The sequence below is a fragment of the Gillisia hiemivivida genome (assembly GCF_007997295.1).
In the GTDB taxonomy this organism is placed as follows: Bacteria; Bacteroidota; Bacteroidia; order Flavobacteriales; family Flavobacteriaceae; genus Gillisia; species Gillisia hiemivivida.
On sequence record NZ_VORY01000001.1, the window covers coordinates 259,539 to 286,452 of the forward strand.

At 34.9% G+C, this 26,914-nt stretch carries 21 protein-coding genes; 10 read left to right on the plus strand and 11 right to left on the minus strand.

The features are described from left to right. Nucleotides 1-11: 11 nt before the first annotated feature. Nucleotides 12-4,931, minus strand: coding sequence for a DEAD/DEAH box helicase (locus ES724_RS01170; RefSeq protein ID WP_146928428.1), 4,920 nt, complete (start codon nucleotides 4,929-4,931; stop codon nucleotides 12-14). A gap of 430 nt (nucleotides 4,932-5,361) precedes the next feature. Between ES724_RS01170 and ES724_RS01175 the strand changes: the two genes are divergently transcribed. From ES724_RS01175 to ES724_RS01205, 7 genes are all read left to right on the plus strand, one after another. Next, a complete protein-coding gene (locus ES724_RS01175; protein ID WP_146928431.1) occupies nucleotides 5,362-5,706 on the plus strand; it encodes a hypothetical protein in 345 nt (114 codons plus the stop codon). Nucleotides 5,707-5,825: 119 nt separating this feature from the next. Next, nucleotides 5,826-6,692, plus strand: coding sequence for an AAA family ATPase (locus ES724_RS01180; protein ID WP_146928434.1), 867 nt, complete (start codon nucleotides 5,826-5,828; stop codon nucleotides 6,690-6,692). A 4-nt stretch (nucleotides 6,693-6,696) separates the two neighbouring features. Beyond that, nucleotides 6,697-7,680: a DUF3871 family protein gene (locus ES724_RS01185; protein WP_146928436.1), complete on the plus strand. Its 984-nt coding sequence runs from the start codon at nucleotides 6,697-6,699 to the stop codon at nucleotides 7,678-7,680. A gap of 18 nt (nucleotides 7,681-7,698) precedes the next feature. After that, on the plus strand, nucleotides 7,699-7,947 hold the full coding sequence (locus ES724_RS01190) for a hypothetical protein (RefSeq protein WP_146928439.1): 249 nt from the start codon (nucleotides 7,699-7,701) through the stop codon (nucleotides 7,945-7,947). Nucleotides 7,948-8,194: 247 nt separating this feature from the next. Continuing rightward, nucleotides 8,195-8,998, plus strand: coding sequence for a hypothetical protein (locus tag ES724_RS01195; RefSeq protein ID WP_146928442.1), 804 nt, complete (start codon nucleotides 8,195-8,197; stop codon nucleotides 8,996-8,998). A 188-nt stretch (nucleotides 8,999-9,186) separates the two neighbouring features. After that, complete coding sequence (locus ES724_RS01200) at nucleotides 9,187-10,596, plus strand: hypothetical protein (protein WP_146928445.1); 1,410 nt, start codon at nucleotides 9,187-9,189, stop codon at nucleotides 10,594-10,596. Continuing rightward, on the plus strand, nucleotides 10,589-11,251 hold the full coding sequence (locus tag ES724_RS01205; protein WP_146928448.1) for a GIY-YIG nuclease family protein: 663 nt from the start codon (nucleotides 10,589-10,591) through the stop codon (nucleotides 11,249-11,251). The genes ES724_RS01200 and ES724_RS01205 overlap by 8 nt, the downstream gene beginning before the upstream one ends. 680 nt (nucleotides 11,252-11,931) lie before the next feature. Here the strand turns inward: ES724_RS01205 and ES724_RS01210 are convergent. From ES724_RS01210 to ES724_RS01225, 4 genes are all read right to left on the minus strand, one after another. Further along, a complete protein-coding gene (locus ES724_RS01210) occupies nucleotides 11,932-12,258 on the minus strand; it encodes a hypothetical protein (RefSeq protein WP_146928451.1) in 327 nt (108 codons plus the stop codon). 764 nt (nucleotides 12,259-13,022) lie between these two features. Continuing rightward, nucleotides 13,023-13,604, minus strand: coding sequence for a tRNA-(ms[2]io[6]A)-hydroxylase (miaE, locus tag ES724_RS01215; protein WP_146928454.1), 582 nt, complete (start codon nucleotides 13,602-13,604; stop codon nucleotides 13,023-13,025). An 83-nt stretch (nucleotides 13,605-13,687) separates the two neighbouring features. Continuing rightward, on the minus strand, nucleotides 13,688-14,395 hold the full coding sequence (locus tag ES724_RS01220; protein WP_146928457.1) for a VIT1/CCC1 transporter family protein: 708 nt from the start codon (nucleotides 14,393-14,395) through the stop codon (nucleotides 13,688-13,690). Between the two features lie 109 nt (nucleotides 14,396-14,504). Next, complete coding sequence (locus tag ES724_RS01225) at nucleotides 14,505-15,911, minus strand: reprolysin-like metallopeptidase (protein ID WP_170249829.1); 1,407 nt, start codon at nucleotides 15,909-15,911, stop codon at nucleotides 14,505-14,507. Between the two features lie 726 nt (nucleotides 15,912-16,637). On the opposite strand from ES724_RS01225, the gene ES724_RS01230 reads away from it, so the two are divergent. Next, entirely contained in the window at nucleotides 16,638-18,041 is a 1,404-nt protein-coding gene (locus ES724_RS01230; protein ID WP_146928463.1) for a nicotinate phosphoribosyltransferase, read from the plus strand. Between the two features lie 2 nt (nucleotides 18,042-18,043). Then, entirely contained in the window at nucleotides 18,044-18,652 is a 609-nt protein-coding gene (gene pncA / locus ES724_RS01235) for a bifunctional nicotinamidase/pyrazinamidase (RefSeq protein WP_146928466.1), read from the plus strand. A 65-nt stretch (nucleotides 18,653-18,717) separates the two neighbouring features. Here pncA and ES724_RS01240 read toward each other — a convergent pair whose 3' ends face one another. Beyond that, nucleotides 18,718-19,941: a cysteine desulfurase-like protein gene (locus ES724_RS01240; RefSeq protein ID WP_146928469.1), complete on the minus strand. Its 1,224-nt coding sequence runs from the start codon at nucleotides 19,939-19,941 to the stop codon at nucleotides 18,718-18,720. Between the two features lie 162 nt (nucleotides 19,942-20,103). On the opposite strand from ES724_RS01240, the gene ES724_RS01245 reads away from it, so the two are divergent. Then, entirely contained in the window at nucleotides 20,104-21,651 is a 1,548-nt protein-coding gene (locus ES724_RS01245) for a M20/M25/M40 family metallo-hydrolase (RefSeq protein WP_146928472.1), read from the plus strand. Between the two features lie 48 nt (nucleotides 21,652-21,699). Here ES724_RS01245 and ES724_RS01250 read toward each other — a convergent pair whose 3' ends face one another. The 5 genes from ES724_RS01250 to ES724_RS01270 form a co-directional block, all read right to left on the minus strand. Then, nucleotides 21,700-22,854 (minus strand): DUF3095 family protein, encoded by a 1,155-nt coding sequence (locus ES724_RS01250; protein ID WP_146928473.1) that lies wholly within the window; start codon nucleotides 22,852-22,854, stop codon nucleotides 21,700-21,702. Nucleotides 22,855-22,954: 100 nt separating this feature from the next. Next, a complete protein-coding gene (locus ES724_RS01255; RefSeq protein ID WP_146928476.1) occupies nucleotides 22,955-23,320 on the minus strand; it encodes a hypothetical protein in 366 nt (121 codons plus the stop codon). A 39-nt stretch (nucleotides 23,321-23,359) separates the two neighbouring features. Then, a complete protein-coding gene (locus ES724_RS01260; RefSeq protein ID WP_246136788.1) occupies nucleotides 23,360-24,358 on the minus strand; it encodes a DUF1028 domain-containing protein in 999 nt (332 codons plus the stop codon). Nucleotides 24,359-24,843: 485 nt separating this feature from the next. Then, nucleotides 24,844-26,610 carry an SLC13 family permease gene (locus tag ES724_RS01265; RefSeq protein WP_146928479.1) on the minus strand — a complete coding sequence of 589 codons (1,767 nt, stop codon included), beginning with the start codon at nucleotides 26,608-26,610 and terminating at the stop codon, nucleotides 24,844-24,846. A 140-nt stretch (nucleotides 26,611-26,750) separates the two neighbouring features. After that, nucleotides 26,751-26,888 (minus strand): hypothetical protein, encoded by a 138-nt coding sequence (locus ES724_RS01270; protein WP_211362736.1) that lies wholly within the window; start codon nucleotides 26,886-26,888, stop codon nucleotides 26,751-26,753. Between the last annotated feature and the right edge of the window lie 26 nt (nucleotides 26,889-26,914).

A 26,914-nucleotide genomic window follows, 5' to 3' on the forward strand; every position in this document is an offset into this window, starting at 1 on the left:
TCTGGTGATTTTTAGTTAGAGTTAAGTGTTTCTATTTTGCTTTCTTCTTCCACTTCTTCTTCCTCAAACTTCAATGCTGGTAACGCATTAACAATATCCACAGTTTGCACACTTACATTAATAACACTTAAAATAAGATCAAGTATATATCTTGGATTTTCTACCTCTTTGCTCCAGTCATTAGGATCATTTTTAATTCCAGACTTTTTATCAATTTTTACTTGATATCTATCCATTATCCAATCTATTGCACTTTTACCATTTACAATATAATCATAAGCCTTCTCTGGAATATTACTAATCTTAATTCTGCTATTGTAGAGAATAGTTCCTTTTTGGTCTTTTTTAGGAAAACGTAGTTTAGTTACTTTATACAATTCATAATCATCTATTTGTAATTGGTCTTTTGGCATTTCCACTTCTAGACCTTGGTATGGTTCCACATCCTCATAATTGATGTGCAAATCTGCTAATTGGCGACCAGCTTTACTAAATGACCAAAAATCTTTTGGTTTATCTACCAAGGGGATACGAGGTAGCATTTTTTTAAGATCGTTAGAAAAGGTTTCTTTATAATCTTGACTATGTAAAATCCCATATACATAATAGAAAATATCCGCTTTTTCTACTGATTTTCCATATTGTTTAATAGCACGCTCTAAAATAAAATCACTTACTCCATCTCTACGAATGTATTTAGACTCACTTGATGCATCAAATAAACTGCCCTGTACTTGTTCTTTTTCTTCGTAATAATATAATGGGAAACATTGTGTACCAGCATCTAAACAATTCAAATCTGTTATGGTATTGCTCATTATTGCCGTATTTGTTTTATTACCGCCTATACCTGAAACACAAATTGTTAAGTTTTCAATATTTGACTCTGGGAAAAGTTTTAAATTTTGATATAACATTGCGTTCAAGTCTTTTTCAAAATATAAATTAGACTTTACATAAGGTCTATACTGACCTTGATAAACCCGATTTTGATTAAATGTATGTTTATATGTTTTTTTTAAGTCATTTTTCAGATTCCTATTCCAGCTGATTTTTTTTAAATTAGTAACTATATAGTCCTCATAATTAGTTTTGTTATTTGATTTTTGTGAAAACACAAATTCATCTACTACGCTGTTGTAATGATTAATATGCTTTTTGATTTGTTTTCCTAAATTTAAATATGAGAAATTATAAACCCAAACATCGCGTCCTGTAGCTAGCCCTAAAGAATAATTAACAAAGTAAGATTTTGAGGATGAATCCATTTTCTTCTCTGGTGCAATTTCTATAAACTCTTCAAACGATTCATTTCTTTGATTAACCCAATCTCCTTGTTCATTTGGTATTAACTCTTTCCATTTTATATTATTTATTGATTTATAATCTGAAACTATTTTTAATTTTTCTTCTCTATTCAAATAATCACCAATATCGTGATAGTAGATTTTCGCCTTTTTAGCGCTATGAGGATTTTTAATTAATAAGGTTATTGAAATAGGCGTACGTGACCCAGATCCAAATATTTTACCTCCTTCTTTACGAGATAACTCACCAGAGGTACGTTGATTACCTCTTAAATTAAATATGTAAATAGACGAGAACTCTTTCTCTAATGATTTACGAAAACCATCGGTACTATTTCCATCTAACCAAGTTCCATTACTAATAAATGCTATTATTCCTCCATTTATAGGATCTAATCTATCGGTACTCCACCTAAATGCTTTTAAATAAGAATCATAAACAGCATTGCTGTTTGTCGCTTCTGATAGAGCTACATAAGTTTTTGCGATTTTATTATCTAAAAATGTGTAGGATTGATTTTGAGCATTATCATTAGAAGATTTTTGACCTTTTGAATAAGGCGGATTTCCAATAATTACTCTTAACGGAGCTTTTTGCTGTGCTTGTACCCGTTTTGAATTTTGAGGAAACATTTCTGAAAACAATTTTTCACTCTCATTGGTTTCACCTAATTGAAAAGTGTCTGTTAATACAATACCATCAAAAGGTGTGTATTCAGTCTCCTCTTGTTCTATTTGATCGTGGTAAGCATTTTCAATATTTACAGCTGCAATGTAATAGGCTAATAATACAATTTCATTAGCGTGCAATTCTTGGGTATACTTTCTTTTGAGGTCTTCCTTCTTTATTAACCCACTTTGTAATAAACGTGTAATAAAGGTACCTGTTCCAGTAAATGGATCAAGAATGTGAACATTTTCATCTGAAATTGAGCGATCAAATTCCTTTTGTAATACATCGTTAACTGAGTGAATAATAAAATCTACAACTTCTACAGGGGTATATACAATTCCCAGTTGTTCCACCATTTTTGGGAAAGCTGTTTTAAAGAATTTATCGTATAGCTCTATAATAATACGTTGTTTTCCTTCTGCATTATCTATTCCTTCTGCACGTTTCTTAACAGATTGGTAGAATTTATCTAGCGTTTCTGTGTCTTTATCTAAAGATTGATCTTCTAATACATCCAGCATGGATTGCATAGATGTGGAGATAGCATTATTTTTTACAAAAGAATATCCATCGAATAATGCTTCAAATACTGGTTTGGTAATAATATGCTGTGATAGCATATCAATTGCTTGTTCTTTTGAAATCGAAGGATTTATGTTTTTTCTTAGACCTGTTAGAAACTTTTCAAATGCTTCTTCATGCTCAGGAGAATTTTCTATAAGTACTCTAATTCGTGCGACTTGATTCTCAGCAATTTTTGCTACATCTTTCGCCCATTTTTCCCAATAAACTCTGTCACCAACTTTTTGAACCATTTTAGCATAAACGATAGATTGCAATTGTTCAAATTGTATAGCTAATTGGTCATTAACATCGCCATATTTTTCATTTGGTTCATTAACAACATTCCCATCTACATCTAACCTAGGAACTCCACCAATTAATATATTGTTAGGTTTCTTTTTGTTTAAATCGATCTTATTTACTGTAGCATTAAATCTATCATCATGAGCACGTAATGCATTTAGAACAGACCAAACAACTCTAAATCTATCGTTATCATCTAATGCTTTTGAAGGTTCTACATCTGATGGTACAACTACAGGAATAATAATATAACCATATTTCTTTCCTGGAGCTTTACGCATTACTCTTCCAACAGATTGAACTACATCTACCTGAGAATTACGTGCGGAGAGGAATAATACAGCATCTAATGATGGTACATCTACGCCTTCACTTAAACAGCGTACATTGGTTAAAACCCTGCATTCATTGGAATCTGCAGATTGTGATTTTAGCCAACCTAATAATTGATCACGTTGAGGAGCGTTCATACTTCCATCTATATGATTTGATGAAACACGTACTAACTTCTCCCTTTGCTTTGGAGCAACAGAATCTAAATAAACATCTGAAGTATCATTAAATGTGCTAGTTATTTTTTTTGAAATCTTAATATTTTGGCAGAATGCGACTGCCCTTTTCATTGGTTCCGGATCACTATCTTTTATTAACCCATTGTCGCCTAGCACCTGTTTAGATAATGCATTTAAGCATCCAATTAATTTAGAAGCATCATCAGAGTTAATTTCATTTTCTGAATTAGACACCATTTTTTGAACTGCTGGTGGTATATCATTTTCACTTAATGTTAGAACCAAAACCTTATAATCAGCTAATAAACCTCTCTCTACAGCTTCGCCAAAACCAATACGATACATCTCCTCACCGTATTTTTCAGGATCATCCATTGAACAAATGGTAGCGTCATTCTGATCTGCTTTGGATTTAGAATCATCACTAAATAGACGAGGAGTAGCAGTCATGTAAATCCTCTTATTAGCTTGCAAGAATTCATTATCATGGACTTTAACAAATGAAGATTCATCATTGCCAGCTAATGTAACTCCTGTAGTTCTGTGAGCTTCATCACATATGATTAAGTCAAAAATAGCATTGTTATTCTTTTCGTTTAATAAATGACGTTGGGCATTAGCAATTACATCTATAGATTGATATGTTGAAAAGACAACTGTCATTCCTTTTTTTGATGTTCTATCTATGCCTTTAAATTGCTTTATTACGCTCTTTACATCTGTAGAAGCAGGAAAAGCTAAATCTACTACACTAAAATCATCGTCATCATTATTACCACTTTGTCTGGTAATCCTAGAATCTGAACAAATACAAATAGGTTTAATAGGTTCATTAGCGTCGGAAGACCATTCACGTAGTGTTTGTCCTAATAATGCGATAGATGGAACTAAAAACAACACTAAGCCACTATTATTTGTTTCATTTTCTGCAATACGCAAGGAAGTAAAAGTTTTACCCGTACCACAAGCCATTATTAATTTTCCTCTATCATTTTCTAAAAAATGATCATGAGTTTTATTAAGAGCATCCGTTTGATGTTGCCTTAAAATCTTCTTAGTAGTTCTTGCTAGATCACCTGTAATACCTTTTTCAAGTGTTCCCCAGTCAACTGGAGCTTGTTCTAAATCTGTAAGATTAATTCTTGTAACTGGGGGATTTTGGTTTCTTATTGTTTCTTCGGCATTACTACTCCAATTATTAGTAGTAGAAACCCAAATTCTTTTTTCAAACCCAATAGTTTGTAACTGGTCATTTTTAAAATGCCTGCTTGATGTGGAAAGAAAAGAATCTACTTCTGCTTTATCAATTCGCCCAGTCTCTTTATAGCACTTGCATTGTATAGCCCAATAATCACCATCTATAGTTAAGGCAACTAAATCTATCCCTGTGTCCTTTCCTCCAAAATCTTTCTTTCCAGGGAACTCATTCCACATCCAAACATATTTTAAGGTATTTGAGTATGTGGGATCTGTTTGCAGATATGCTTGAATTAAACGTTCAAACCTATCACCTTTATCTCGCTCTGAAAATGAAAATTCACGATACTTATCTAGTACTTTTTGGAAGGACATTTATTGTTGGGTGTTTATTAATTATATGAAGGAATTACAGAGTAGTAGGGGAGAATGAATTCCATATACAATTTTAACGCTTCTTTTTGTCTTATCCAATCTCTCCTGTTAAAATAGAGTGAAAGAAATCAACAATAAAAGTTGACAATTTGACGTCAAGTTTAAATTGAAAATTTTGTTCCTAAATTTTTTATAAAATTTTTATGGAAGATTTCAGTGAGAATGCGCTATAATCTAAAACATACCCCCCTATCCTCCTTTTAAACTGGACATACCCGCGCCACCGCCAATTCATTTAAGGTAAATTATTTTCTCCTTCCAAAGTTTTTTATAAAAGAATCTAAACCGCCCTATGGGCTGTCAACCCCTACTCAGTTAGAGCCTTGGGAGGATAGTCTCTCGTTTAATATTAATTTAAATCGATAAAACCATGGTTACGATTATCAATTACAAGTCTTATGAAAAAGAAGACGGAGGGAACTTTAATGCATTAATTGTACAAGGTGGATTGGAGACTGTTAAAAGTAAAGAAACAGGACAAATCTATTTTACAGCAAAAACAGCTCAAGTATCAAGCACATTTGATGAAGCTACTTGTAAGTCATTAGTAGGAACAAGCATCCCAGGAACTATTAAAAAGGTACAAGTTGATCCCTACGAGTACACAAATACAAAAACTGGGGAAATTACCACATACTCAGAGAGAAATGTATTTGTAACTCCAGAAGAAGAAATCCTTGAAAGTAATGTTGAGGAAGAAAGAATGGTAATCTAACTCTTCAGTTTAAAGTTAAAATATAAGAAGAGCTTCCAATTAGGAGGCTCTTTTTTATTGTCTAATCCCGTCATGTAGATTTAATAATAATCTTGATGACAACTAATAATTAATATTTTATGAAACTACAACAAGCACAGCGAAGCCAAGTGAAATTAAGAATTGGCTTAAGCGGACCAAGTGGCTATGGCAAGACATATTCTGCCCTTTTATTAGCATTTGGAATTACTAACGATTGGAGTAAAATAGCAGTAATAGATACTGAAAATAATTCCGCATCATTATACTCTCATCTAGGCGATTTTAACGTGTTAAGTCTAGAAGAACCTTATTCACCACAAAGATATGTTGAAGCTCTTAAAACCTGCGAAATGGCTGATATGGAGGTTATTATTGTGGACTCTATATCTCACGAATGGCAGGGTAAAGGTGGTTGCCTAGAGATGCACGAAAAGCTTGGAGGGAGATTCCAAGATTGGGCAAAAATCACTCCTTATCATAATTCATTTGTAGATGGGATATTACAATCTAAATGTCACGTGATCACATCAACCCGCAGAAAAGTGGATTATTCCTTAGATAGGGATATGAATGGTAAAACTAAGGTTATGAAGCTGGGTACAAAAGAGATAACAAGAGAGGGTTTTGAATATGAACTCACTGTCAATTTTGAGCTTATTAATGATAACCATCTAGTAAAAGCTTCAAAGGATAGAACTGGATTATTTATGAATAAGCCAGAGTTTATAATTAATCAATCTACTGGAAAGAAGCTTAAAGAGTGGTGTACAGATGGAGTTTCAATAGAAAAGATTAAGAAAGAAATTTCACTATGCCACCATCTTGCAGGGCTCAAACATATTTATGATAAATATTCTTCCGTACAGAAGGAAATATACCCGTTAATAATTGAACGTAAGAACCTTATTGAGGATAGCAATTCGCAGTTAATTGAAGAAAATAATGTAGAACAACCAAAAAATTAAAATTATGGAAATAATAGAAAGATCCCTTATACAAAATCAAATGGTGGAAGAGAGGGAAGTGGTAACATCCACAAATCGAAGTTTTATTGAAGCCAATACGACCCAAGTAAATTTATCTCATCTAAAAAATGAATGTATAATTCCAGTTTTTTCCAAGGACAATGAGAGTACGATTAGTCACTACGAATTTGTACATAAAACCAGACAGGTAGTGAAAGACCTATTTCCAGAATTTAATGTAGCTGAGCCAAATATTAGGACATCACATATGATTAAAGGGAGAATTCCATCTGCTATAGGTAAGCCTGCAAAAGATCTTAAGGATTTTGAGAAAACATTGTACTATGAACGTTGTGCTTTCATTATAGAAATTCCTGAGGTTACTGAGATTGTAAATGGAAATGCATTAGCCCTTAGCGTGGGTGGCGTACGTGCCTATAATCAGGAAAACTTGTATAGCAAGAAAAGTCCTGAAAAGTTCAAATTATTTGTTGGGTTTAAAAACATGGTGTGTACCAACTTGTGCATATCAACAGATGGTTTGGCAGATCAGGTTAGAGTTACTTCTGTTAACCAACTATCTGAAGCAGTTGAGGGATTGTTAAGGGCATATAATCGTGAGGATCATTTAAGTGTGATGAAAAGAATGGCTGATTATAATCTTACTGAATCTCAATTCGCCCATTTAATTGGGAAATTAAGAATGTACCAGTTTATGGATAAATACGATCAACAGCAGCATTTCTCTATTTCGCTAAATGACAGTCAGATAAACACCGTAGTGAAAAACTATTATCAATGCCCTAATTTTAAATGTAAAGGGGATGGCACAATTAATCTGTGGAAGCTTTACAATCTTTTTACGGAAGCCAACAAATCCTCCTACATAGATAATAATTTTGAACGCAATGTTCACGCGTACGACTTAATCAATCACCTAGTGAATTCACTACATAGTGGAAGTCCTAATTGGTTCTTGCAACATTAATTATATAGCGTTTATGCAATGAGCGATGAAGAATTAATAGAAACATTAAAGTATAGCTCTCCTAAAATTTTATACATAGTTACTTGGAATAATCTTCTTAAAAAACTCTTCTGTCCTTTTCAGGTGATGGTAAAACATCAAATTGGGGAACTTGAAAAAGGGGAGAAGATTTGGGTAGAAAATGTAAAAGTTACAGTCAAATTAAAAACTGTTTATATAATTAAAGGGAGAGCTTATTATTATGATCATTTTGAAATTTTAAATTAAAGTAAAGATTGAAAATTCCTCATATTATTAGTAAGGGGTAGGAGTTAAGCTGTATTTTGGATAACCAAGCTTTTGAGACTGTTTCTCCTTTATCAAAAAACTCCTGAAAAAGAAATCTGGATTATTATATTTGCTGGCACAGCATCAATATTGTTGCTGTGTTGGTTAATATTTAATTTAGAGTTACATGAAATCCTTAGAGCTAATTGATGAAATAGAAGATGTTTTTTCAGAATCCTTTTTTTTAGTGATTAAAGATAGATTTTGGTATAGTTATACTATAATATTTAATTCTCCAAAGGAATGGGACGGTAGGAGCAGATATTCTATAAGTTTAACGCCGAGCTTTGAATCTGATATAAATAAATTTGATTTAAATGAAGATTTACAGAATGAAATTTCTGATAAATTCGAGAGATTAAGAATTACACTCCATGAAGATTTAATCCAGTTAGATAATGAAAGGAAGGAGAACCGTTTTGTGATGCTCATAAATAAGAGATTATCTAAAGCATCTGATAACGCTGCAAATTTTAATACTCCCAAACCCTTTGAAACGGTCATAAAAACTCAATTCCATAAATGTTTATTAGACTTTCAAAAAGAGTTTATCAGTGAAAAAGATAATAAAAAGTCAAGAATCAATTATGGGATTCAATTCCTAAATATGGAAAGTCCTTCAGGATGGAGTAGTTTTAATGAATTTTGTAAAGCTTTAAGAAAAAGTTCCTTAATTCCATCAGAAACTAATAAAATGGATCTTAAGATTGTTTTTTCAAAAGGTATAATATCAAAAAAGATAATATGGTTGGGCTCTCATCCCGAAGCTGATCATTTTTTTAAAGGTTTAAAAGAGAAGAAACATTTAATAAAAATTAACCCCATCTGGCTATCTGTAAACCAAAATTTCGCAATATTAGATAAAGAAGGCATCCCTATGCCAAGTGATAAGCTAAACTCACTTGGAGTATTAGATAAAAAGATACTATCGGATAAAGATTCTATGCGAGAGATCAATAGTATAATTGACTTATTAGAAACCGAGAAGTAATCTGCATTTATCTGCTTCCCATTATAAAATTTTTAATTGGTAACCAGTTTAAGTGGTTGTATTCTAGTTATTTGTATTAGCGTATTATCTGTTTCTAATTAAAACTTTCCATTTACAGATAAATTTCTTATAAATATTTGTTCTCAGAAAGCGGCGAAATTTCTCTGCTAATTAAAAATTTGAAACAAATGACTAAAGAAGTTATCGAAGAACCTATATCATTTTATTTACGTGATGATAATGGTGCAATTAAAATTATACAAGCCAAACTTATTGATTTTTTAGAATTGAATGGGTTTTTAAATGTCCGCATGGGGGATGAGGTTATGCTCGTTAGAAATGATAGGAACATTTTATATCGTATAAAGATTTTAGATTTGGTCGCATTTATTCGAAATACTCTAGATAACGAAGCTAATAGAGAGATATATGATGTTTTCGCAAGAAGCCCTGGTACTTACATAGGTGTAAATAAACTTCAGTTATTAAAGTCAATAGAGATTATTGATGATCTAGATGAATTAAATTCTTCAAAATTTTATTTTCAAAATTGCGTATGTGAGGTTTACTCAGATAGAATAGAGGTTATTGAAAATGAAAATTTAGAAAAACCTATATGGCAGAATAGGATATTACAAATAGAATATAACCCTCCTTCTCTAGATGTTGTTGGACAATTTGAAACTTTTTGTAAAAGAATTACTGGAGGTAAAGATCAAAGGTTTCAAGCATTGAAATGTCTTATAGGTTATTTGTTGCATCGCAATAAAGAGAAAGGAGAACAAAAGGCGGTTATTTTGTATGATGAAAAAATGGGTGTTGGAGACAAAGCCAATGGAAGAACTGGAAAAACTGTTATCGCCACAGCATTAAGTAAATGTCGAGAAGTGGAACTTTTTGATGGTAAGAGCATGAAAAATGAAAGCTATTTCAAGAATCAACGCATAAATCTTACTACCGACCTTTTGGTATACGATGATATTTCTAAAAATTTAAAATTCGATATTTTTTATTCTATTCTAACTACTGGAGTGGAAGTAGAAAAAAAAGGAAAACAATCATTCTATATTCCTGATTCAAAATCTCCTAAGCTGTTAATTACCTCTAATTATTATGTAAATGGGGATGGGGGTGACTCTGATTTAGGAAGACGATATGAATTTGAAATAGCAAACCACTATAGTAAAAAACTCAAACCTGAACATGAATTTGGAAATAGATTTTTTGGCAATTTTTGGCCTATGGAGGAATGGAATAAATTTTATTTTTTTATGTCTACATGTGTACAAGATTATTTGGCTAATGGTTTAATAGATTTACCATCCTTAAATTTGCAAATTTCAAAAATAACGGACAATACAAGTTCTGATTTTGTGGAATTTGCAGAGGTATATATTAAGAAAGATTTTAAGTTTGATAAGCGACATTTTCTGTCTGATTTTATCTCCTTATATCCCAAATATCAAGATTTGTCTCCTCATCAATTTACTAAATGGTTACAACTTTATGCAGATCATCTGAACTGCAGCTACGAAGATAAATCTTCAGGTGGGGAATATTATTTTTGGATTCATTCTAAAGCAGATAGTAATGAATAGATTAGGAAAAATATATAAAGCAATCAATAAAATCACAAAAGAAGTTTATATAGGTGTGACCTTTAATCTTTTGAAAGATAGACGAAACGACCATCTACAAAAAGCTAAAAAAAATGTCGGTGGAAAATTTCAGCAAGCTATTAGAACCTATGGATCTGAAGCATTTGAATGGGTGCAGATAGATACAGCAAATTCAAGTAACGAATTAGCAGAAAAAGAAAAGGAATATGTGATAAAATATAATGCTAAAGAAAATGGTTACAATGCAGATAGTGGAGGAGGTTTTAAAAAGACTATTTTTAAGTATAATCTAGAAACTAAGGAGTTAATTCAAGATTATACTTGTTTAAATAGTGCAGCCATTTCGGTTAATGCAACTAAACAGGATATTTCCAGAGCATGTTTAAGCGCCAATGGCTTATTAAATGGATACCTATGGAGTTACAGTTGTTCTAAGGTATTTACTTCCAATGGTGATTCTAGGAAAAAAGGAGTAATTCAGTTGGATTTAAATGCCAATATAATTGATGAATTTGATTCAGTTGCAGAAGCTACTCAAAAAACAGGATTGAGTAAAACTTGTATTTCAAGAGTATGCCGAGGAGAAAGAGATTCTTCAGGAGGATATATATGGAGATACACCAATCAATTATGAAAGGAGTAAGAAATCGATGCCTTCTATATTTGTATAAGGAGAAGATTTGCTTTTTTGATAATCTAAAAAGTAATAGGTAATTTTAAACGAGCTCTACCTAATATTTTAACGAGTAAATTTTTAATTTATTGAATAGATATTCATTCCAGCTATAATAAAAAAACATCTCTATTTTATTATTATAGTTATAACTAGATGCATTAATTATATTAAATTTGAATATTAACATTATTAAAAAGGCATACTTTTCGGATACCCATTAAATGATAACCTTTGGAAAGGACTGATATACTTAAGATGTTGCCCCTTGGTTCGAGCCCAAGAGGAGGAGCTCAATGAAGACAAGCCATTCAAGAAATTGAGTGGCTTTCTTTTTTTATATAGGTCTAACATAGGTCAAACATTCTTATTAAATTTGAGAATGAATTCTTATAAATCATCCACTAGTAAGCAGTCCATCCTTTTTTTTGAAACTTTTCTTAATAAAGAAAGTTTAGCTGTATATAAAGACAATTTTTACAATTATTATATTAATCCCTCTTAGAAGAAAAATCTCAGTCAGGGATATATATTATATTCAAGTGGCGATCTGGATAATTTTTCGAGTATAATTATAATAAAAGAGACTGCTTTTTTGGAGCCGCCTCTATTAAATTAGTTTTCAGAACGTTTGCTGGAGCTTACTTCTGTGCTATTATCTGCTCGAGCATCATAGAATGATCTTTTTCCATCTGTTCATGTTCTACCCGCATAGCCTCGTGTTCTGCCATCAACTTGTTATGGCCCTCCTGCATTTCAACGATCTGGGCTTCCATTTCGGTAAGGTTGAGTTTAGAGAAGCCTTCCCGAAGACTTTCGTGAGCTTCGATGTTTGCCTCGTGACCCATCATTATTGCCTCATGCTTTTTAAATAAAACTTCGTGCTGCGCAAGTTTTTCCCTAAGATCAGGATCGGTTATTTCTTTGGCTTCCACCTGCTCCTTCATTTGAGCATGTGTATCTTTCATTTGTTGATGAGTCCGTTGGAATTGCATATTGACCTGCCTCAGGCTGTCATTCTCTGTGAGAAGCTGGTCATGTATCTCGATAAGCGTTTTGTTCTCGTCCCCGCAACTGGTAAGTGCAATGGAGATTACACTTAGTATTAAAAAAAAATATCTCATAATAGTAAAGTTTACTTTTTTAGATTGTTCTTTTTAAATTACAAAAAACGGCGTTATTTTCCTGCAATTTTATGTTAAAAGCTGTTAGTGTACTGTGTGATAAGCATGTTTTATAAAAGAAAGTGGAGAATGCTTGATGTTGGAGGAATGGAATATTTTGCGCTGAAATCCTCGATATCATTGGATGCACTCATTTCGTTGCGTTTCGTTTAAGAGTTTGTCATATCGGTGAAATCTTCTGTTTTACTGTCTTTACTATACATTGCTGTCATATTTACAAAAGCTTTATAATTTTCCCTTTATACAGCATGCACATGATTTGGACAAGTCTATCTGGAATGGCAGTTGCTAAAATTATAAGATCATATCACTGGATTACAAATCTGCGATCAGGAATTGTAGATAGCCCGGCCTTATATCGCCTCTGAAATTGCAGTATTCATAATTATAAACCAGCTGAATTTCACTATTCTAGGGATTATAAGTAGAAAGTTTAAACGTGTTTGGGCTTAAAAGGGTCATTGTAAGCGAATGTTCTATTTGTTCTCAAGGGTAGATCAATAAATGTTAGTACTTGTACTTGAAGATGTTCGGTATTTCTGGTTTTTTTAACCATGAATAGTTTCATGTTTACCATAGCTTTTTATTAATTCGCCTTCAAATTCTACAAGTTCCTTCCAACGCGAATCAACATCGATATCTTTTCCGTATTTACGAGCAAAGCCTATAAAAGTGGTATAATGACCAGCTTCACTTATCATTAAGTCGTGATAAAATTTAGATAATTCAGGATCGTTTATTTCTTTGGAAAGTAGTTTAAAGCGCTCACAACTTCTCGCCTCGATCATTGCAGAAAACAGGAGCCTGTCTACCATAGAATTCAATCTGCTCCCGCCTTTGTTCATGAATTTATAAAGTTCATTAACATAGCTGTCTTTGCGTTCTCGCCCCAGTTTAAACCCTCTTTTTTTGATGATCTCGTGAACCATTTCAAAATGCTCTAACTCCTCTTTTGCCAGCTCCAATAATTCGGTTACCAGATCTGGATATTCCGAATTTAACGTGATAATTGTGATAGCATTTGTGGCTGCTTTCTGCTCACACCAAGCATGGTCAGTAAGGATTTCTTCTATATTGGATTCAACTATGTTTACCCAACGTGGATCTGTTTCTAACTTAAGATGAAGCATTATTTATTTTTTTCAAAGATACTTAAAGATAGGATTGTATTTATAATAATAGATTTGTGCTTCCCGAAAAACATCTAAAATTTTTATCCCACGTTGACACTAAATAAATACCCGACGAAAGCGGTTAACCCCATCGCTACTGTTCCCCAAAATGTAATTCTTAGAATGGCAATTCCAATATTGGAACCTCCGGTTTTAGCAGCTAAGGCACCTAATATTATTAAAAATAAGGTTGCAAATCCGTATAAATAATACTCCATAAATAAAAGAGGTAGAAATAACACAACCAAAAGAGGAAGTATCCCTCCAACGATAAAGGAGGCTCCTGAAGCCAATGCGGCTTGGATTGGATTGGCCTGACTCATTTCATTGATTCCTAACTCATCTCTTACATGAGCAGCAAGGACATCGTGCTCGGTTAATTCTATTGCCACAATTAAGGCAGTTTCTTTCTTTAAACCTCTATTCTCATAAATCTCAGCTAGGCGCTGCAATTCTATTTCTGGGGTTTCTTCTAGTTCTATTTTTTCTCTTTCAATATCCGCTCTTTCAACATCGGTTTGAGAACTTACTGAGACGTATTCTCCAGCAGCCATAGATAAGGAACCGGCAACTAAACCAGCTAGAGTAGCCAAAATAATAGGTTCTCTCATATCGCTCGCGGCTGCGACACCAATTGCAAGACTTGCAGTAGATAAAATGCCATCATTAGCACCAAGCACTGCTGCTCTTAACCAATTACTTCTATGGATATAATGATTATCTAAGTATTCATCTGGTTGATCACTCATCTGTCGGGCTTTTTTGTTTATAATATTTTTCTCCTATTTTTAAAGGATTCATGCATCATTTTCAGAAGTTATGGACATGGCGGGAACTATAGAGTTTCTTTCATTTCTCCTATTCGTTTTTTCTGAACAAGGCCAGATGTTGAATAATAGTTCTGCTTTCTAATCCCCCTGCCAAGGCACCCGTGGTTACTCCAACTGTGCTTATAAAAACTGCGATCCTGATCTTATCTTCCAATAAAATTTCCGGTTTGCTTAAAGTTGGCCAAGTGCGCATAAGATCTTCTGGGAATACGTACAATTCTATTACCATCATCAATGCCCCTACCATGAGGAAAAGTCCAATGCAAGCAAGGAAAATGCTGAAATAGATAACTGTGTTGGCCACGGCAAGATGTTCAGTGATAATTCTTTTTTCTCTTTTCGGAAGAAACAGAGATTGTACCCGCACCAGATAAAAGCTTGCTAACATGATGCTTATAATCGCAAAAAATGCAGCAGTTCCATTGGTCATTCCTAAACCCACATCCCAGATCTCTGCGTTGAAAATTAAAATTATTGCGGGCGCTACCGCGGCAGTAGCTAAACCCGGCAAGGAAAGCGGCAGTAATAATGCTTTATTCCTTATCAGTGGCCAAAAGAATTTACCAAGATGCCTAAAGGTCATCAGGATATGAAAAATGAAGGTTTCAAGATCATTTCCATTTCTCAACTCTCTGTCTGGAGCCTTTTTTGCTTTTTTCTTAAGTACTTTTTTTTCTTTTGAAGAAAAAGAGGGAACTTTTGATAAAGACCTGTCGAATTTTGTGGAACTCATAATTCCCGGTTCTGTTGCAGGGCTGTGGTTCAGGCCCAATATATGCCCTATTTGATGAAGGAAAAGAGAAGCAGAGTTGTACCGGACGAATGTGCTATTTAAATCAAGTCTTTCCCGGTTCTTTCCTGTGGACGTAGTTTGTCTTGTGGAAAGGGCCACAATGCGTGCAATGGATGAACTAAGGGCAGAAACCTGGACATTTCTCCTAGACATCAGTCCAATATCTGTTAGTACACAAACAAGGTCATAATTGCCCTCAGCCATACTCATGCTGGCTCTGTCAAGGAAAAAAGACGGATTTCTGGAGCGGTCATTGTCAAGTTTAAAAGTTTCTGAAATAACAAAATTCCATTTTATTCCTGTACTTTCTTCCAGCTCTGGTTTTACGTCTTCAGCAAGTTGATTTGCATACGCAATCATTTCTTTTTTTTCTTTCAGATTCTTAACTGCGATCAGGAATCCTACATCCATCTCTGCATTTGGCTGTGGACCCTGTGCTTTATCTAATGCACCAAAAAACCTTTTTCCTGAAGTTATAGCCCGGATGATCTTTGTAGAATTTATAACCCTTAGCGTACGCAGTATTCTTAAAGCATTAAACATTCTAAAAACCCGAAGTGCAGGTATTATTAGTGATATTACGGTGATCCAATTATGCTTTATGAACTGACTTCTTCGGGGTGCTATTATTATTTTAATCAAAAATTCGAGTATAAAGAGAATCCATATGAGGTATATGAGCTTTTCTTGAAATGGGCTGAGCCCTCTAAAAATTTCTATAATAAAAAGAATTAACCACCCAATTGCCAGAAGAAACATTGGGACTTCAAGATGTTCCTCAAGCTTAAAAAAGATTCTGTATCGTTTTCGGTTCTCTCTCAATTTCAGGAGTTTTTCGGATTTTGTATTAATACCAATGAATTGCGAAATCTTTCTAAATTAGGAAAATAAATTAACTACTGCTATAGAAAAAGTAGTGTTCTAAGCCTAAAACTTCTGAAGGAAACAGAATTGGGATAACTCAGCAAGATTTTCTTCAGCAAAATATTTATTTTTTTCTGATTATTCTAGCTCGTAGTCTTTAACTAATTCAGTTAGATGATTTCCAAAATCCTGCGTATATGATTCGGGACAGGTGGACAATACTGGTTTTTAGCACAGTTCATGCTGTTCGGATAGCTAGCGGAATAATTTCAGAACCTAATTTATGTACTATTTTTTTAAAGTCATCCCCTTTGGGGAGGATCTAGGAGGATTTAGGAGGGGATAAGGGGATGATATTGTCCTCAAAACAATTTTAGAGGAGCTGGATGAGAAATCCCAAATCCAAAAGATTAAATTTGTGTTACATAGTGAGCAGGATCTCGATTATTATCTTAAAAAATTGAAGGTGATACAGGGATATCCCGCTTCACCAAAATTAATTAAATGCTAGATTTTACTGCTACTTATACAGATCAGTACCAGCTTTCCATGGCGCAAGTTTATTTTGAAAATGGGCAAAAAGAACACTCTGCAGTTTTCGACTACTACTTTAGAAAGCTTCCTTTTGATGGGGGATATGCGATTTTCTCGGGTTTAGAAGATCTATTGGAAATTCTCGAAGAACTTAAATTTAATGAAGAAGACCTTGCTTATTTAAAAGATCAGAACTATTCTGAAGAGTTTCTAGACTACCTAAAAACCTTCAAATTTTCTGGTACTATCATGGCTGCTAGAGAGGGTGATATTTTATTTCCTAATAGGCCGGTTCTTCAAGTAGAAGCCAATATTATAGAAGCTCAACTTATAGAAACTATCCTTCTGAATCTTTTAAATTTTCAAACCTTAATTGCCACTAAGGCAAGCAGAATAAGATTGGTAGCAAAAAACAGCATATTACTTGAATTCGGTTTGCGAAGAGCCCATGGTCCTGGTGGATATTATGCCAGTAGAGCGGCAATAGTTGGAGGATTTGATGGCACCAGCAATGTGGTGGCAGGCAAAAATTTTGATATCCCGGTTTCTGGGACTATGGCACACTCCTTTATTCAAAGTTATGACGACGAAATAACGGCTTTTAGAGCCTTTTCCCAAAGCCGACCAAAAGACTGCGTGCTTCTTGTAGATACTTACGATACGCTTAAGAGCGGTATTCCAAATGCTATTAAGATAGGAAAGGAAATGGAATCTAAGGGTCAAAAATTGATGGGAATTCGATTGGACAGTGGAGATTTGGCATATTTGGCGCAAGAAAGTAGAAAAATGCTTGATAAGGCAGGTCTGGATTATGTGAAAATAGCGGCATCAAATCAGTTAGATGAATATGTGATCAAGAGTTTGTTAGAACAAAATGCCCCGATAGATATATTTGGAGTGGGTACTAATTTGGTGACTGGAGAACCAGATGGTGCATTAGATGGCGTTTATAAACTCTCTGTTTCTAATGGCATTCCAAGATTGAAGATTTCTGAAAGTCTTTCCAAAGTAACCATTCCCCATAAAAAACAGGTTTATAGATTGATGAATGCAAAAGGAGAACTTATAGGTGCCGATGCCATTACGATGAGAGATGAGGAAGAGGTTTCAAGGATCTATGATCCGCAGGAAATTTTGAAATCTTTGCCTGTAAAAAACTGTAAGACTGAAGCCTTGCTTCATTTAGTGATGAAAAATGGTAAAAAAACCCAAGAGACCAGGAGCTTAAAAGAGATAGCAGCATACTCCCGAGACCGATTAGAGGGTCTTCCTATGGAATATAAACGCTTTGATAATCCGCATATTTATAAGGTAGGTATTAGTAAGGCACTTAAAAAGGAACGCGAAACCTTGTTAAAGAAATATAAGAAATAGTGATGAAAGCATTGGTAATAATAGATTTGCAAAATGATTTTATTCCGGGAGGTTCTTTGGCTGTTCCCGGTGGCGACGAAATTGTTCCGTTAATTAATAAGCTTCAGCATAAATTTGATTTGGTAATAGCAACCCAGGATTGGCATCCTTTAGATCATTCTAGTTTTGCTGAAAATCATCCTGGAAAGAAGGAGTATGAAATCATCAAATTGAATGAAATGGATCAAATTTTATGGCCAGTTCATTGTGTACAAAATTCAAAAGGAGCAGAATTTAATTCTGAATTAAATTCAAAAAAAATTGAAGCTATTTTCAGAAAGGGAACCAATAAGGAAATAGATAGTTACAGCGGATTTTATGATAATGCGCATTTAAAATCTACTGGACTTTCGGGGTATTTAAAAGATAAAAGAGTTAGTACTTTATATTTTTGTGGCCTTGCGGCAGAATACTGTGTCTATTTCTCCATCATAGATGCTCTAAAAGAAGGCTTTGAAGCCGTCTTGATAGAAGATGCCACCAGAGCTATTTCTCAGGATGATTTTGAAAATGCAAAAAAGTCCATCCTGCACGCTGGAGGAAAAATTATTGCTACATCAGAAGTTGAATAATACTTTTAAATATGCGAGTCACCCCGATAGCTTATGGGTTAAGAAACTAAACCCTCAATGAGGAATTAAAAGATCTCTTTAAAAGCCGCTATTAAATTCTGAACCTCCTCTATTGTATTATAATGTACTAAACTCACTCTAACTACACCTTCATATTGTTTCAGGTCCAGATCTTTAATTAGCTGTTTCGCATAAAAATCTCCATATCTAATCCCAATGTGCTTTTTATCTATGAACTCAACAATTTCTGAACTTTTAAATTTGGGATGAATAAAGGAAATGGTTGGTACACGAAGAGAGGCATCGGCACTCGAAGCGCCAATAATTTTAATGTCTTCAACAGATCTCAAATAACCTAAAAGCTCTTGTGCCAATTGAGCCTCATAATTAGCTATCAGCTCAAAACTAGCTTCCAGCTTTTCGTTTCTGTTAAACTTATTATCAGAAAAGTGATGATCATTTATCCCGATCATATATTCAGGAATAGCTTTTAAACTATAAGTAAGTTCAAAATTATAATTCCCCGGCTGAAATTTATAGGGCACATCTTCGGGTTTGAAGAATTGGTGATTAATTCCAGGCATATCAATAAGCAAAGGCAACTTTCCATACATCACTGCCAGATGCGGACCAAAAACTTTATACCAGCTAAAAACATAAAAATCTACATCCAATTCTTGCACATCCACTCTTCTATGGGGAGCAAAAGCGACGCCATCTACACAAATAAGTGCTCCGGCCTCATGTACAATTTTGGAGATCTCTTTAATGGGGTTAATGCTTCCCAAAACATTCGAACAATGTGTTACCGCCACTAATTTTGTCTTGTTGGAAAGTAAATTAGAAAGTTCATTTAATTCCAATTCAAAAGAACATGGATTCACTTTCCATACCTTAATCTTAATACCTTTGCTTTCTAAGTCTTTCCAGCAAGAAACATTGGCTTCATGATCTGTATTGGTTATAATAACCTCGTCCCCTGCTTTCCAGCTATCGCTAATACAAATACTCAGTATCCTTAACAGCATTGTAGAGGTAGGCCCAATAATTACTTCTTTAGGATTGGAAACATTTAGATATTCTGCAACCTTCTCCGTAGAATTTGAAAGTGCTTTCCCCGCATTGGCTGAAACTTCATAGGAGGCACCTAATTGTACATTATAGTTCAAAAAATATTCAGAAATATAGTTGATGCTATTACCCAAAATTTGCGAGCCTCCCGCATTATCCATAAATGTATAGCCCTTTTTAAGAGAAGGGAATTGTTCCCGTATAAATTCTAAATCCATTATAAAGTTTTCTTAGTTACAGTTTCCTATAAATCAAAAATAGGAAGTTTAAAAATGTGATTTGTATTTTCTTGCGTATTATACACAAAATGTCACTTTGAGAATTATTAATGCAAAAAAAGATATATTTGAACAACTTAGAATTAATTAAACTCATTTTTTATGAAAAGTAAATTTTTATTCATTGCATCCTTTTGTTTCTCGAGCATTCTTTTTGCTCAAGATCAGGATGTTGTTATTCAAAATATTGTAAAGGAAGCTTCAGAGAATTCTCAACTAGAAAAGTTAGGTCATGAGCTATTAGATGTTGTTGGACCAAGATTAGTGGGTACTCCAGAAATGAAGCAAGCGCATGATTGGGCGGTGAATAAATATAAAGAATGGGATATTCCTGCAGAAAATCAGCAATGGGGAGAATGGCGAGGTTGGAAACGTGGAATTACCCATATAGACCTAATAGAACCTAGAGTAAGAACTCTTTCTGGAATGCAATTGGCTTGGAGCCCAAGCTCGGGTAAGAAACCTATTGTTGCTGAAGTTGTTATTTTACCAGAAGCCAAAGATTCTACTAATTTTGCCAAATTATTATCTGGAGTTAAAGGGAAATTAGTAATGATTTCTATGCCTCAAATGACTGGGAGACCAGATGAGAATTGGGAAGAATTTGCTACCGATTCTTCTTTCGCTAAAATGAAAGAGGACAGAAACGCGCAGTCTGAGGCATGGTCAGATAGAATGACCAAAACAGGATATACCAACAGAAACATTACTGAAGCTTTGGAAAAAGCAGGAGCTGCTGGAATTATTACCTTAAACTGGTCCAGAGGATTTGGAGCAAACAAGATATTTTCTGCTTCCACTAAAAAAATTCCAACTATAGAGCTTTCTTTAGAGGATTATGGAATGGTTTATAGGCTAGCTGAGTATGGAGATAAACCGAAATTGAGACTGGTTGCAGAATCTGAAGAATTGGGTGTAGTTCCTACCTTTAATACCATAGCAACCATTAAAGGAACAGAAAAACCTGAGGAATATGTAATCCTTTCAGCGCATTTCGATTCCTGGGATGGAGCAACAGGAGCGACAGATAATGGGACTGGTACTATGGTAATGATGGAAGCAATGAGAATTCTCAAAAAAATGTATCCAAATCCAAAGCGTACTATAATTGCAGGACATTGGGGCAGTGAGGAGCAAGGATTGAATGGGTCTAGAGCCTTTGTGAAGGATCATCCGGAAATCGTAGACAATGTTCAGGCATTATTTAATCAGGATAATGGAACCGGGAGAGTGGTAAATCTTTCAGGAGGAGGATTCTTGAACTCTTACGATTATTTAGGTAGATGGTTGGAAGCAGTTCCAGAAGAAATTACAGATGAAATTGAAACGACCTTCCCTGGAATACCAAGTGGTGGTGGATCAGACTATGCTTCTTTTCTTGCGGCAGGAGTTCCAGCCTTTAGCTTGAGTTCTATAAGCTGGTCTTACTGGAATTATACTTGGCACACCAACTTGGATACTTATGATAAGATTGTGTTTGATGATGTTCGTAGCAACGTGATACTTACAGCAATTATGGCATATATGGCAAGTGAAGATCCAGAGAAAACCTCAAGAGAAAAAAGAGTTTTACCAATTAGCAAAAGATCTGGGGAGCAAATGACTTGGCCTGAGGCTAGAGATGCTACTCGAAAAGGTGGGTTGGATTAAGTAAGAAGAAATTTGAAATAATATTATTGCTGCAAACCAGGTAAAAGACTATTTGTTTTTTAGCTGGTTTGCTGCTTTTGTATAACCACCTCCAGCACCATCTACAAAGTGAATATGGTCATCTTTTTTCATGTCTCTAACATAACAGGACATCACACTTTGCTCACTTACATGAAGCCCATATTTTATCTTTCCTTTTTCTTCCAAATGATTTAAGTAAGATGTTAGGGATTTACGCTGCTGTGGAGTACCTGTAATTACGGTATTTATTCTCCCGTCTATGGTTAGCGTATCTGTTAGCTCCACTAATTTCTGAAGATAGGTTTTTCCTGCGCTGGTGTTTTTTAAATAATATTTTCCAAATACAGTAGTAATCCAATTTTTTAAAAGATAGAAAGCGTCATATTTTCCAAGCTTAGAGCGCATCTCATCATTCAGTTTTTGCAAACTGGCCTTCAATTTTAATCGTTTTACTGAAATAGGTTTTCTACTGTTTAGGGAACCATAAATAGTATCGATATTTTGTAGGACCTTCGATAACACTTCTGAAGGATCTTCTTCTTTACAAGCAATTACTATTAAGCTTACAACTTCTTGATTTTTTTCTGGCGGACTTATTTTATCCCATTTACATTCCATACCCTCTAAATTTAAGAGATCTGGAATTTTGGTGCTCCCTTTATGCGAATCTTTAAAGTTGGCCTTTATTTGGTTTTCTGCATATTGTAGACCCTCACCAAGAACTACTGGTATAGTTAGGATATCACTAATTTTAACTTTTGAGATTTCCAACGAGATCTCTTTCTCATAGATCTCTTTAATTGAAAGAGAACCTATTTTAAGTTCGAGCCCAAAATTTTCCAAGGTATTTATTCTATGCTGATTTAAAGCTGCCATTGCGCTATCAAGTAATTCTGAAGGAATTAGCATCGTTGCACCATCTCCTCCAAAGAAAAAAGGGATAGTCATATTTTTTGAATAGGCTAAGTTTAAAATGGCAATTACACTTCCGGTCGCTACTAAATTAACCTGGTCATGATTTCCGTTTCTAACAGCTTCCGTAGAATTTTTGATATCTGCGGCAACTGCATGCCAGTCTTCTGGAACTTTAGAAAAAAGGGATTTATTAGCAACCAGATCACTAATAGAACTCGTTTGCAAGACGAGGCTGGAATAAAAGTTCAGACTGGTTGAGGTCGGCATATTTAATTTTAGAATTTTAGTCGATAGTGAAACTAAAAAATTTCCCCTTCAATAATTTTATTGAACGAATATAAAAGGGATGTTATAAACTTTCCTCAGTCTAATTTAGATCTGCTCCAACGGGTTTAGAGCAATCGTGTCCTGGTTGCCCATGAGCAGGGTTTTTGGCAGGGGTATCACCTCCGTCAACTCTCACTGGGGAAACATTTGAATTGAGAGTAGTGGTATTGGTTTGTTGAATACTTGTGCTAGCAGCTTGGTCTAGAGGTGCTCCCACGGGAAGATCACAACGATGTCCTGGCTGTCCATGAACTGGGTTTAAAGCAGCAGTAGTTTTTGGATTATCTATAGTTTCCATTTCTGAATTAGCCGGAGATGCTTCAGTTTCTTTCTTTTCTTCTTTACATGCAATCATCACACTTAAACTTAAGGCAATGATGGTACTATTTAAGAGTCTCTTTTTCATAATAAATTTTTTTAAATTCAGTAAAAATTAATTTCCTATTTAATTCACAATCTTATCTAATTCAGCTTCGGTTACATTCAAAAGGCCAGAAGATGGTAATCTCAAGGTCATCGTTCTCCAATTATCTTCTGCCTCAAATATAGCTTTAAATAGAGGAATCGCCTCTTCAAATCTCTTGCTATTTGCAAGTGCTACTGCTTTCCAATATCTCATTTCTAAGTTATCGGGGAATAGTTTTTCAGCACTGCTATACTGCTTTAGAGCTTCGTCTACATCTTCTGCTTCCATTGCAAGATCTCCTTTATTCATAAATTCATAAGCTCTTGCTACTTTCAAAAGTCTCGCTAGCTCCACTATAGGTTCTGCATTATCATCTACCCTAAGATCTATCTTTTTATCTTCCCAAGAGTTCTTTACCTTGTTGGCGCCTACCACGATCAATGCAGCAGATTGCTTCCCGCGAATATCTCCGCCAGCATTTTGTGCCGCTTGTAAAACTTTAACAACTCTTTCTGCCAGAGGAAGATCAGAATGCTCTAAAAACGCAGCTTTCATTGCGGGTACCACCTTATCATTAAGCATCATATTTGCTTGTACAGAGTAATTCTTCCCTGTATAATGAAAAGCAGATTCTACACAACTACTGCCAGTATGTGCAGCTGTTCTTCCTGAAGAATCTAAAAAAGCAACCTGTCTATACTCTTCACCATCATCTTCAGCTATTAATTTTTCTAAAGCCTGAGAGGCAGATTTTCCTTCTTCCATTAATTTTAACCCGTTAGGGCCATAAGCCGGGTTAACAAAAGATTGAGTTGCTACCACTCCAACTCCAGATTTTCCCCAAGCCACCAATGGTCCTACAGAAAACCAATGACTTTGAACTCCCACCGCCATTTCTCCAGTTACAGAATCTCGGGCAACTATAGAAAAGGTATGTGCAAAGGGGTCTTTCATAATTGGATGGGTTTGGGCAATTATAGTCCCTGAAAACATCAAGCCTATTAGGAATATAATTGTGTGTTTATAATTTATGTTCATATTTCGAATTTTACTTAAAAATAGGGAAATTCTAGCTATTTACTACTGTACCTGCTTTTACATAATTTTTAATGAATTGGAATAAGTTATAGCAAAACCTCTTAGAGGTTATAAATTTATGATCTTTAATTAATCGTCTCGTAGTTCAACGGCTAGAATAGCCCCGAAGCGTCGGGGTCCTTAACTTTAGATCCAAGTTCCCCCGACGGCTCGGGCTTGGCGAGGTCACTTTTACAGTAATAATACCAATCAAACAAAATCATATTTTCGTTCCCTATGCTGTTTTTATTTAACGATTAACTTCCCGTACGCTATAAAAACAGCGCAGGATCCACGCGCAGATTAGTTATGGTAGATATGGGGCAATAAAATATTAATACTTTAATTTCAATTATGATGTCAAATCACCTCTTAAAAACTGGTGGTGGTGACATTTTTAGTTGCAAAAGGAAAATATAAATGCAATTCAATAAAATAGCCCAACGTTAAACAGGCCACACATAGAGGATAAGTGGAATGCCGAATAACAATATTAGTATGGTTACAGGTAGTCCCATTTTCCAGTAATCGCTGAATTTATATCCTCCCGGTCCCATAACCAGGGTATTGGATTGGTGCCCAATTGGAGTAAGAAAGGCACAGGAGGCCCCCACAGCAATAGTCATAAGAAAAGGGTCTGTGGCTAATCCCAGACTTTCAGCAACTTTTATGGCAATGGGAGCCATTAATACCACTGTGGCGGCGTTATTAATAATATTGGAGAGAACCAGAGTTATGGCCATAAGTAAACCCAAAAAGATCCAAACAGGATAATCGTTGTCTAGTGTCAATATCAAACTGGTCACCGTCGCGGCTCCTCCGCTGGATTCAAAAGCCTCTCCCACCGGGATCATTGCAGCCAAGAGGATGATCACTGGCCAGTCAACACTTAGGTAAACTTCCTTCAAGGGTAGAATTTTACTTATCACCAGGATTACAGCAGCGAAAGAAAAAGCTATTTCTACCCTCAAGAGTCCTGTTATCACTAGGATGATTGCTGCTGCAAAAATACTAAGCGCACCAATGACCCGGGTAGGTCTTCCAAGATGCAATTCCCTTTCAGCCAGAGGGAGGAAGTTCAAGGATTTCATGGCTTCCTTAAGGTTCTCTGGACGGCCCTGTAAAAGCAGCACATCCCCTTGTTTTATTATAGTTTGGGCAATTCGCTTTTTTATTTTCTTGTTTTCACGGGCAATTGCCAGCACATTTATATTGTATTGTGACCGCATTCTTATCTCTGTCACGCTGCTTCCCACACACAGGGAATTAGCCATTACTACAGCTTCAGCGGTCTGGATTATATCAGATCCCCTTGCGCTATCACTTAGAAGTTTACCCTCTGCAAGAGTAGATCTTTTGGAGTCGGTAAATTTTTTGAGATCCTCGGTATCGGCCTCAAGGATAAGTATATCGCCTTCCAGTAATTCTTCCCAGGGCGAAGGTGCGTGTATGCGCACATTGTTCCTAATGATCCCCAAGATAATAACTTCCGTCTTCAGCAATTCATTTACTTTGAAAATGGTCACTCCAATTAGATCTGAATTTGGCAGAATGATCACTTCTGTAATATAATTTTCTATCTCAAATATATTGGGACTCTCGGCTGACTGCCTTTTGGGTAAGAACCGCCAACCCAGCAGGGTGATAAAAAGAAGTCCGACCACGGTTAAGGCAAGACCAACCGGAGCAAAATCAAACATCTCAAATCTACTACCTAAAGCTTCTTCCCTGAAAGTGGATATTATAATATTGGGAGGGGTTCCTATAAGTGTAATCATCCCGCCAAGGATTGAAGCAAATGCCAGGGGCATAAGAAGAACTGAAGGTGAAAATTTATTTTTTCGTGAAAGGTGAATTGCCACGGGCATTATAATGGCTAGAGCACCAATGTTGTTGATGAAACCAGAAGCTAAGGCAACAATACCACAAAGTAATATAATCTGTATCCATAATTTCTCAGATATCCTGCTTATCCAGTCAACAATAACATCTACAAGTCCGGAATATTGAAGAGCCTTACTGATTATAAGCACAGCTGCTACCGTAATAACTGCAGGATGACTTAATCCTTTAAAAGCTTCACTCGATGGAATTATTCCAAAAACAACTAATGTAAAAAGTGTAAGAAAAGCAACTATATCATAACGAACCTTATCCCAAATAAAAAGGATTAGGGCTAGAGCAAGGGTAATAAATACAATACTTTGATCCATATTTTATTAGGCTATTAAGTAAAGAAAAGTCAATGTTTGAGCTAATATCTGTTTCTTTTCCATTTTAAGAACATTAATGTCCGGTTAATATATAACCGGTTTGACTCATATAAATAGGCGATTATTTAATACAGAAAGCTTTATTTGCTTCTTCTCTTATAAAGTGATTGGTTCATTATAATGGTATTTATAGATGAATGTCTATATAATTGCTGAAGCATTTGAACAGGAATTTTATCACCCGCTATATTTCCAAAACTGTGACGAGTAATTTTCATACTTAATTTTTTAGTTATAACCGTTT

Bases quoted from the DNA above. Each gene is read 5' to 3' on its own strand.
- ES724_RS01170 (WP_146928428.1), bottom strand. From the start codon at position 4,931: ATGTCCTTCCAAAAAGTACTAGATAAGTATCGTGAATTTTCATTTTCA.
- ES724_RS01175 (WP_146928431.1), top strand. From the start codon at position 5,362: ATGGTTACGATTATCAATTACAAGTCTTATGAAAAAGAAGACGGAGGG.
- ES724_RS01180 (WP_146928434.1), top strand. From the start codon at position 5,826: ATGAAACTACAACAAGCACAGCGAAGCCAAGTGAAATTAAGAATTGGC.
- ES724_RS01185 (WP_146928436.1), top strand. From the start codon at position 6,697: ATGGAAATAATAGAAAGATCCCTTATACAAAATCAAATGGTGGAAGAG.
- ES724_RS01190 (WP_146928439.1), top strand. From the start codon at position 7,699: ATGAGCGATGAAGAATTAATAGAAACATTAAAGTATAGCTCTCCTAAA.
- ES724_RS01200 (WP_146928445.1), top strand. From the start codon at position 9,187: ATGACTAAAGAAGTTATCGAAGAACCTATATCATTTTATTTACGTGAT.
- ES724_RS01205 (WP_146928448.1), top strand. From the start codon at position 10,589: ATGAATAGATTAGGAAAAATATATAAAGCAATCAATAAAATCACAAAA.
- ES724_RS01210 (WP_146928451.1), bottom strand. From the start codon at position 12,258: ATGAAAGATACACATGCTCAAATGAAGGAGCAGGTGGAAGCCAAAGAA.
- miaE (WP_146928454.1), bottom strand. From the start codon at position 13,604: ATGCTTCATCTTAAGTTAGAAACAGATCCACGTTGGGTAAACATAGTT.
- ES724_RS01220 (WP_146928457.1), bottom strand. From the start codon at position 14,395: ATGAGTGATCAACCAGATGAATACTTAGATAATCATTATATCCATAGA.
- ES724_RS01230 (WP_146928463.1), top strand. From the start codon at position 16,638: ATGCTAGATTTTACTGCTACTTATACAGATCAGTACCAGCTTTCCATG.
- pncA (WP_146928466.1), top strand. From the start codon at position 18,044: ATGAAAGCATTGGTAATAATAGATTTGCAAAATGATTTTATTCCGGGA.
- ES724_RS01240 (WP_146928469.1), bottom strand. From the start codon at position 19,941: ATGGATTTAGAATTTATACGGGAACAATTCCCTTCTCTTAAAAAGGGC.
- ES724_RS01245 (WP_146928472.1), top strand. From the start codon at position 20,104: ATGAAAAGTAAATTTTTATTCATTGCATCCTTTTGTTTCTCGAGCATT.
- ES724_RS01250 (WP_146928473.1), bottom strand. From the start codon at position 22,854: ATGCCGACCTCAACCAGTCTGAACTTTTATTCCAGCCTCGTCTTGCAA.
- ES724_RS01255 (WP_146928476.1), bottom strand. From the start codon at position 23,320: ATGAAAAAGAGACTCTTAAATAGTACCATCATTGCCTTAAGTTTAAGT.
- ES724_RS01260 (WP_246136788.1), bottom strand. From the start codon at position 24,358: ATGAACATAAATTATAAACACACAATTATATTCCTAATAGGCTTGATG.
- ES724_RS01265 (WP_146928479.1), bottom strand. From the start codon at position 26,610: ATGGATCAAAGTATTGTATTTATTACCCTTGCTCTAGCCCTAATCCTT.
- ES724_RS01270 (WP_211362736.1), bottom strand. From the start codon at position 26,888: ATGAAAATTACTCGTCACAGTTTTGGAAATATAGCGGGTGATAAAATT.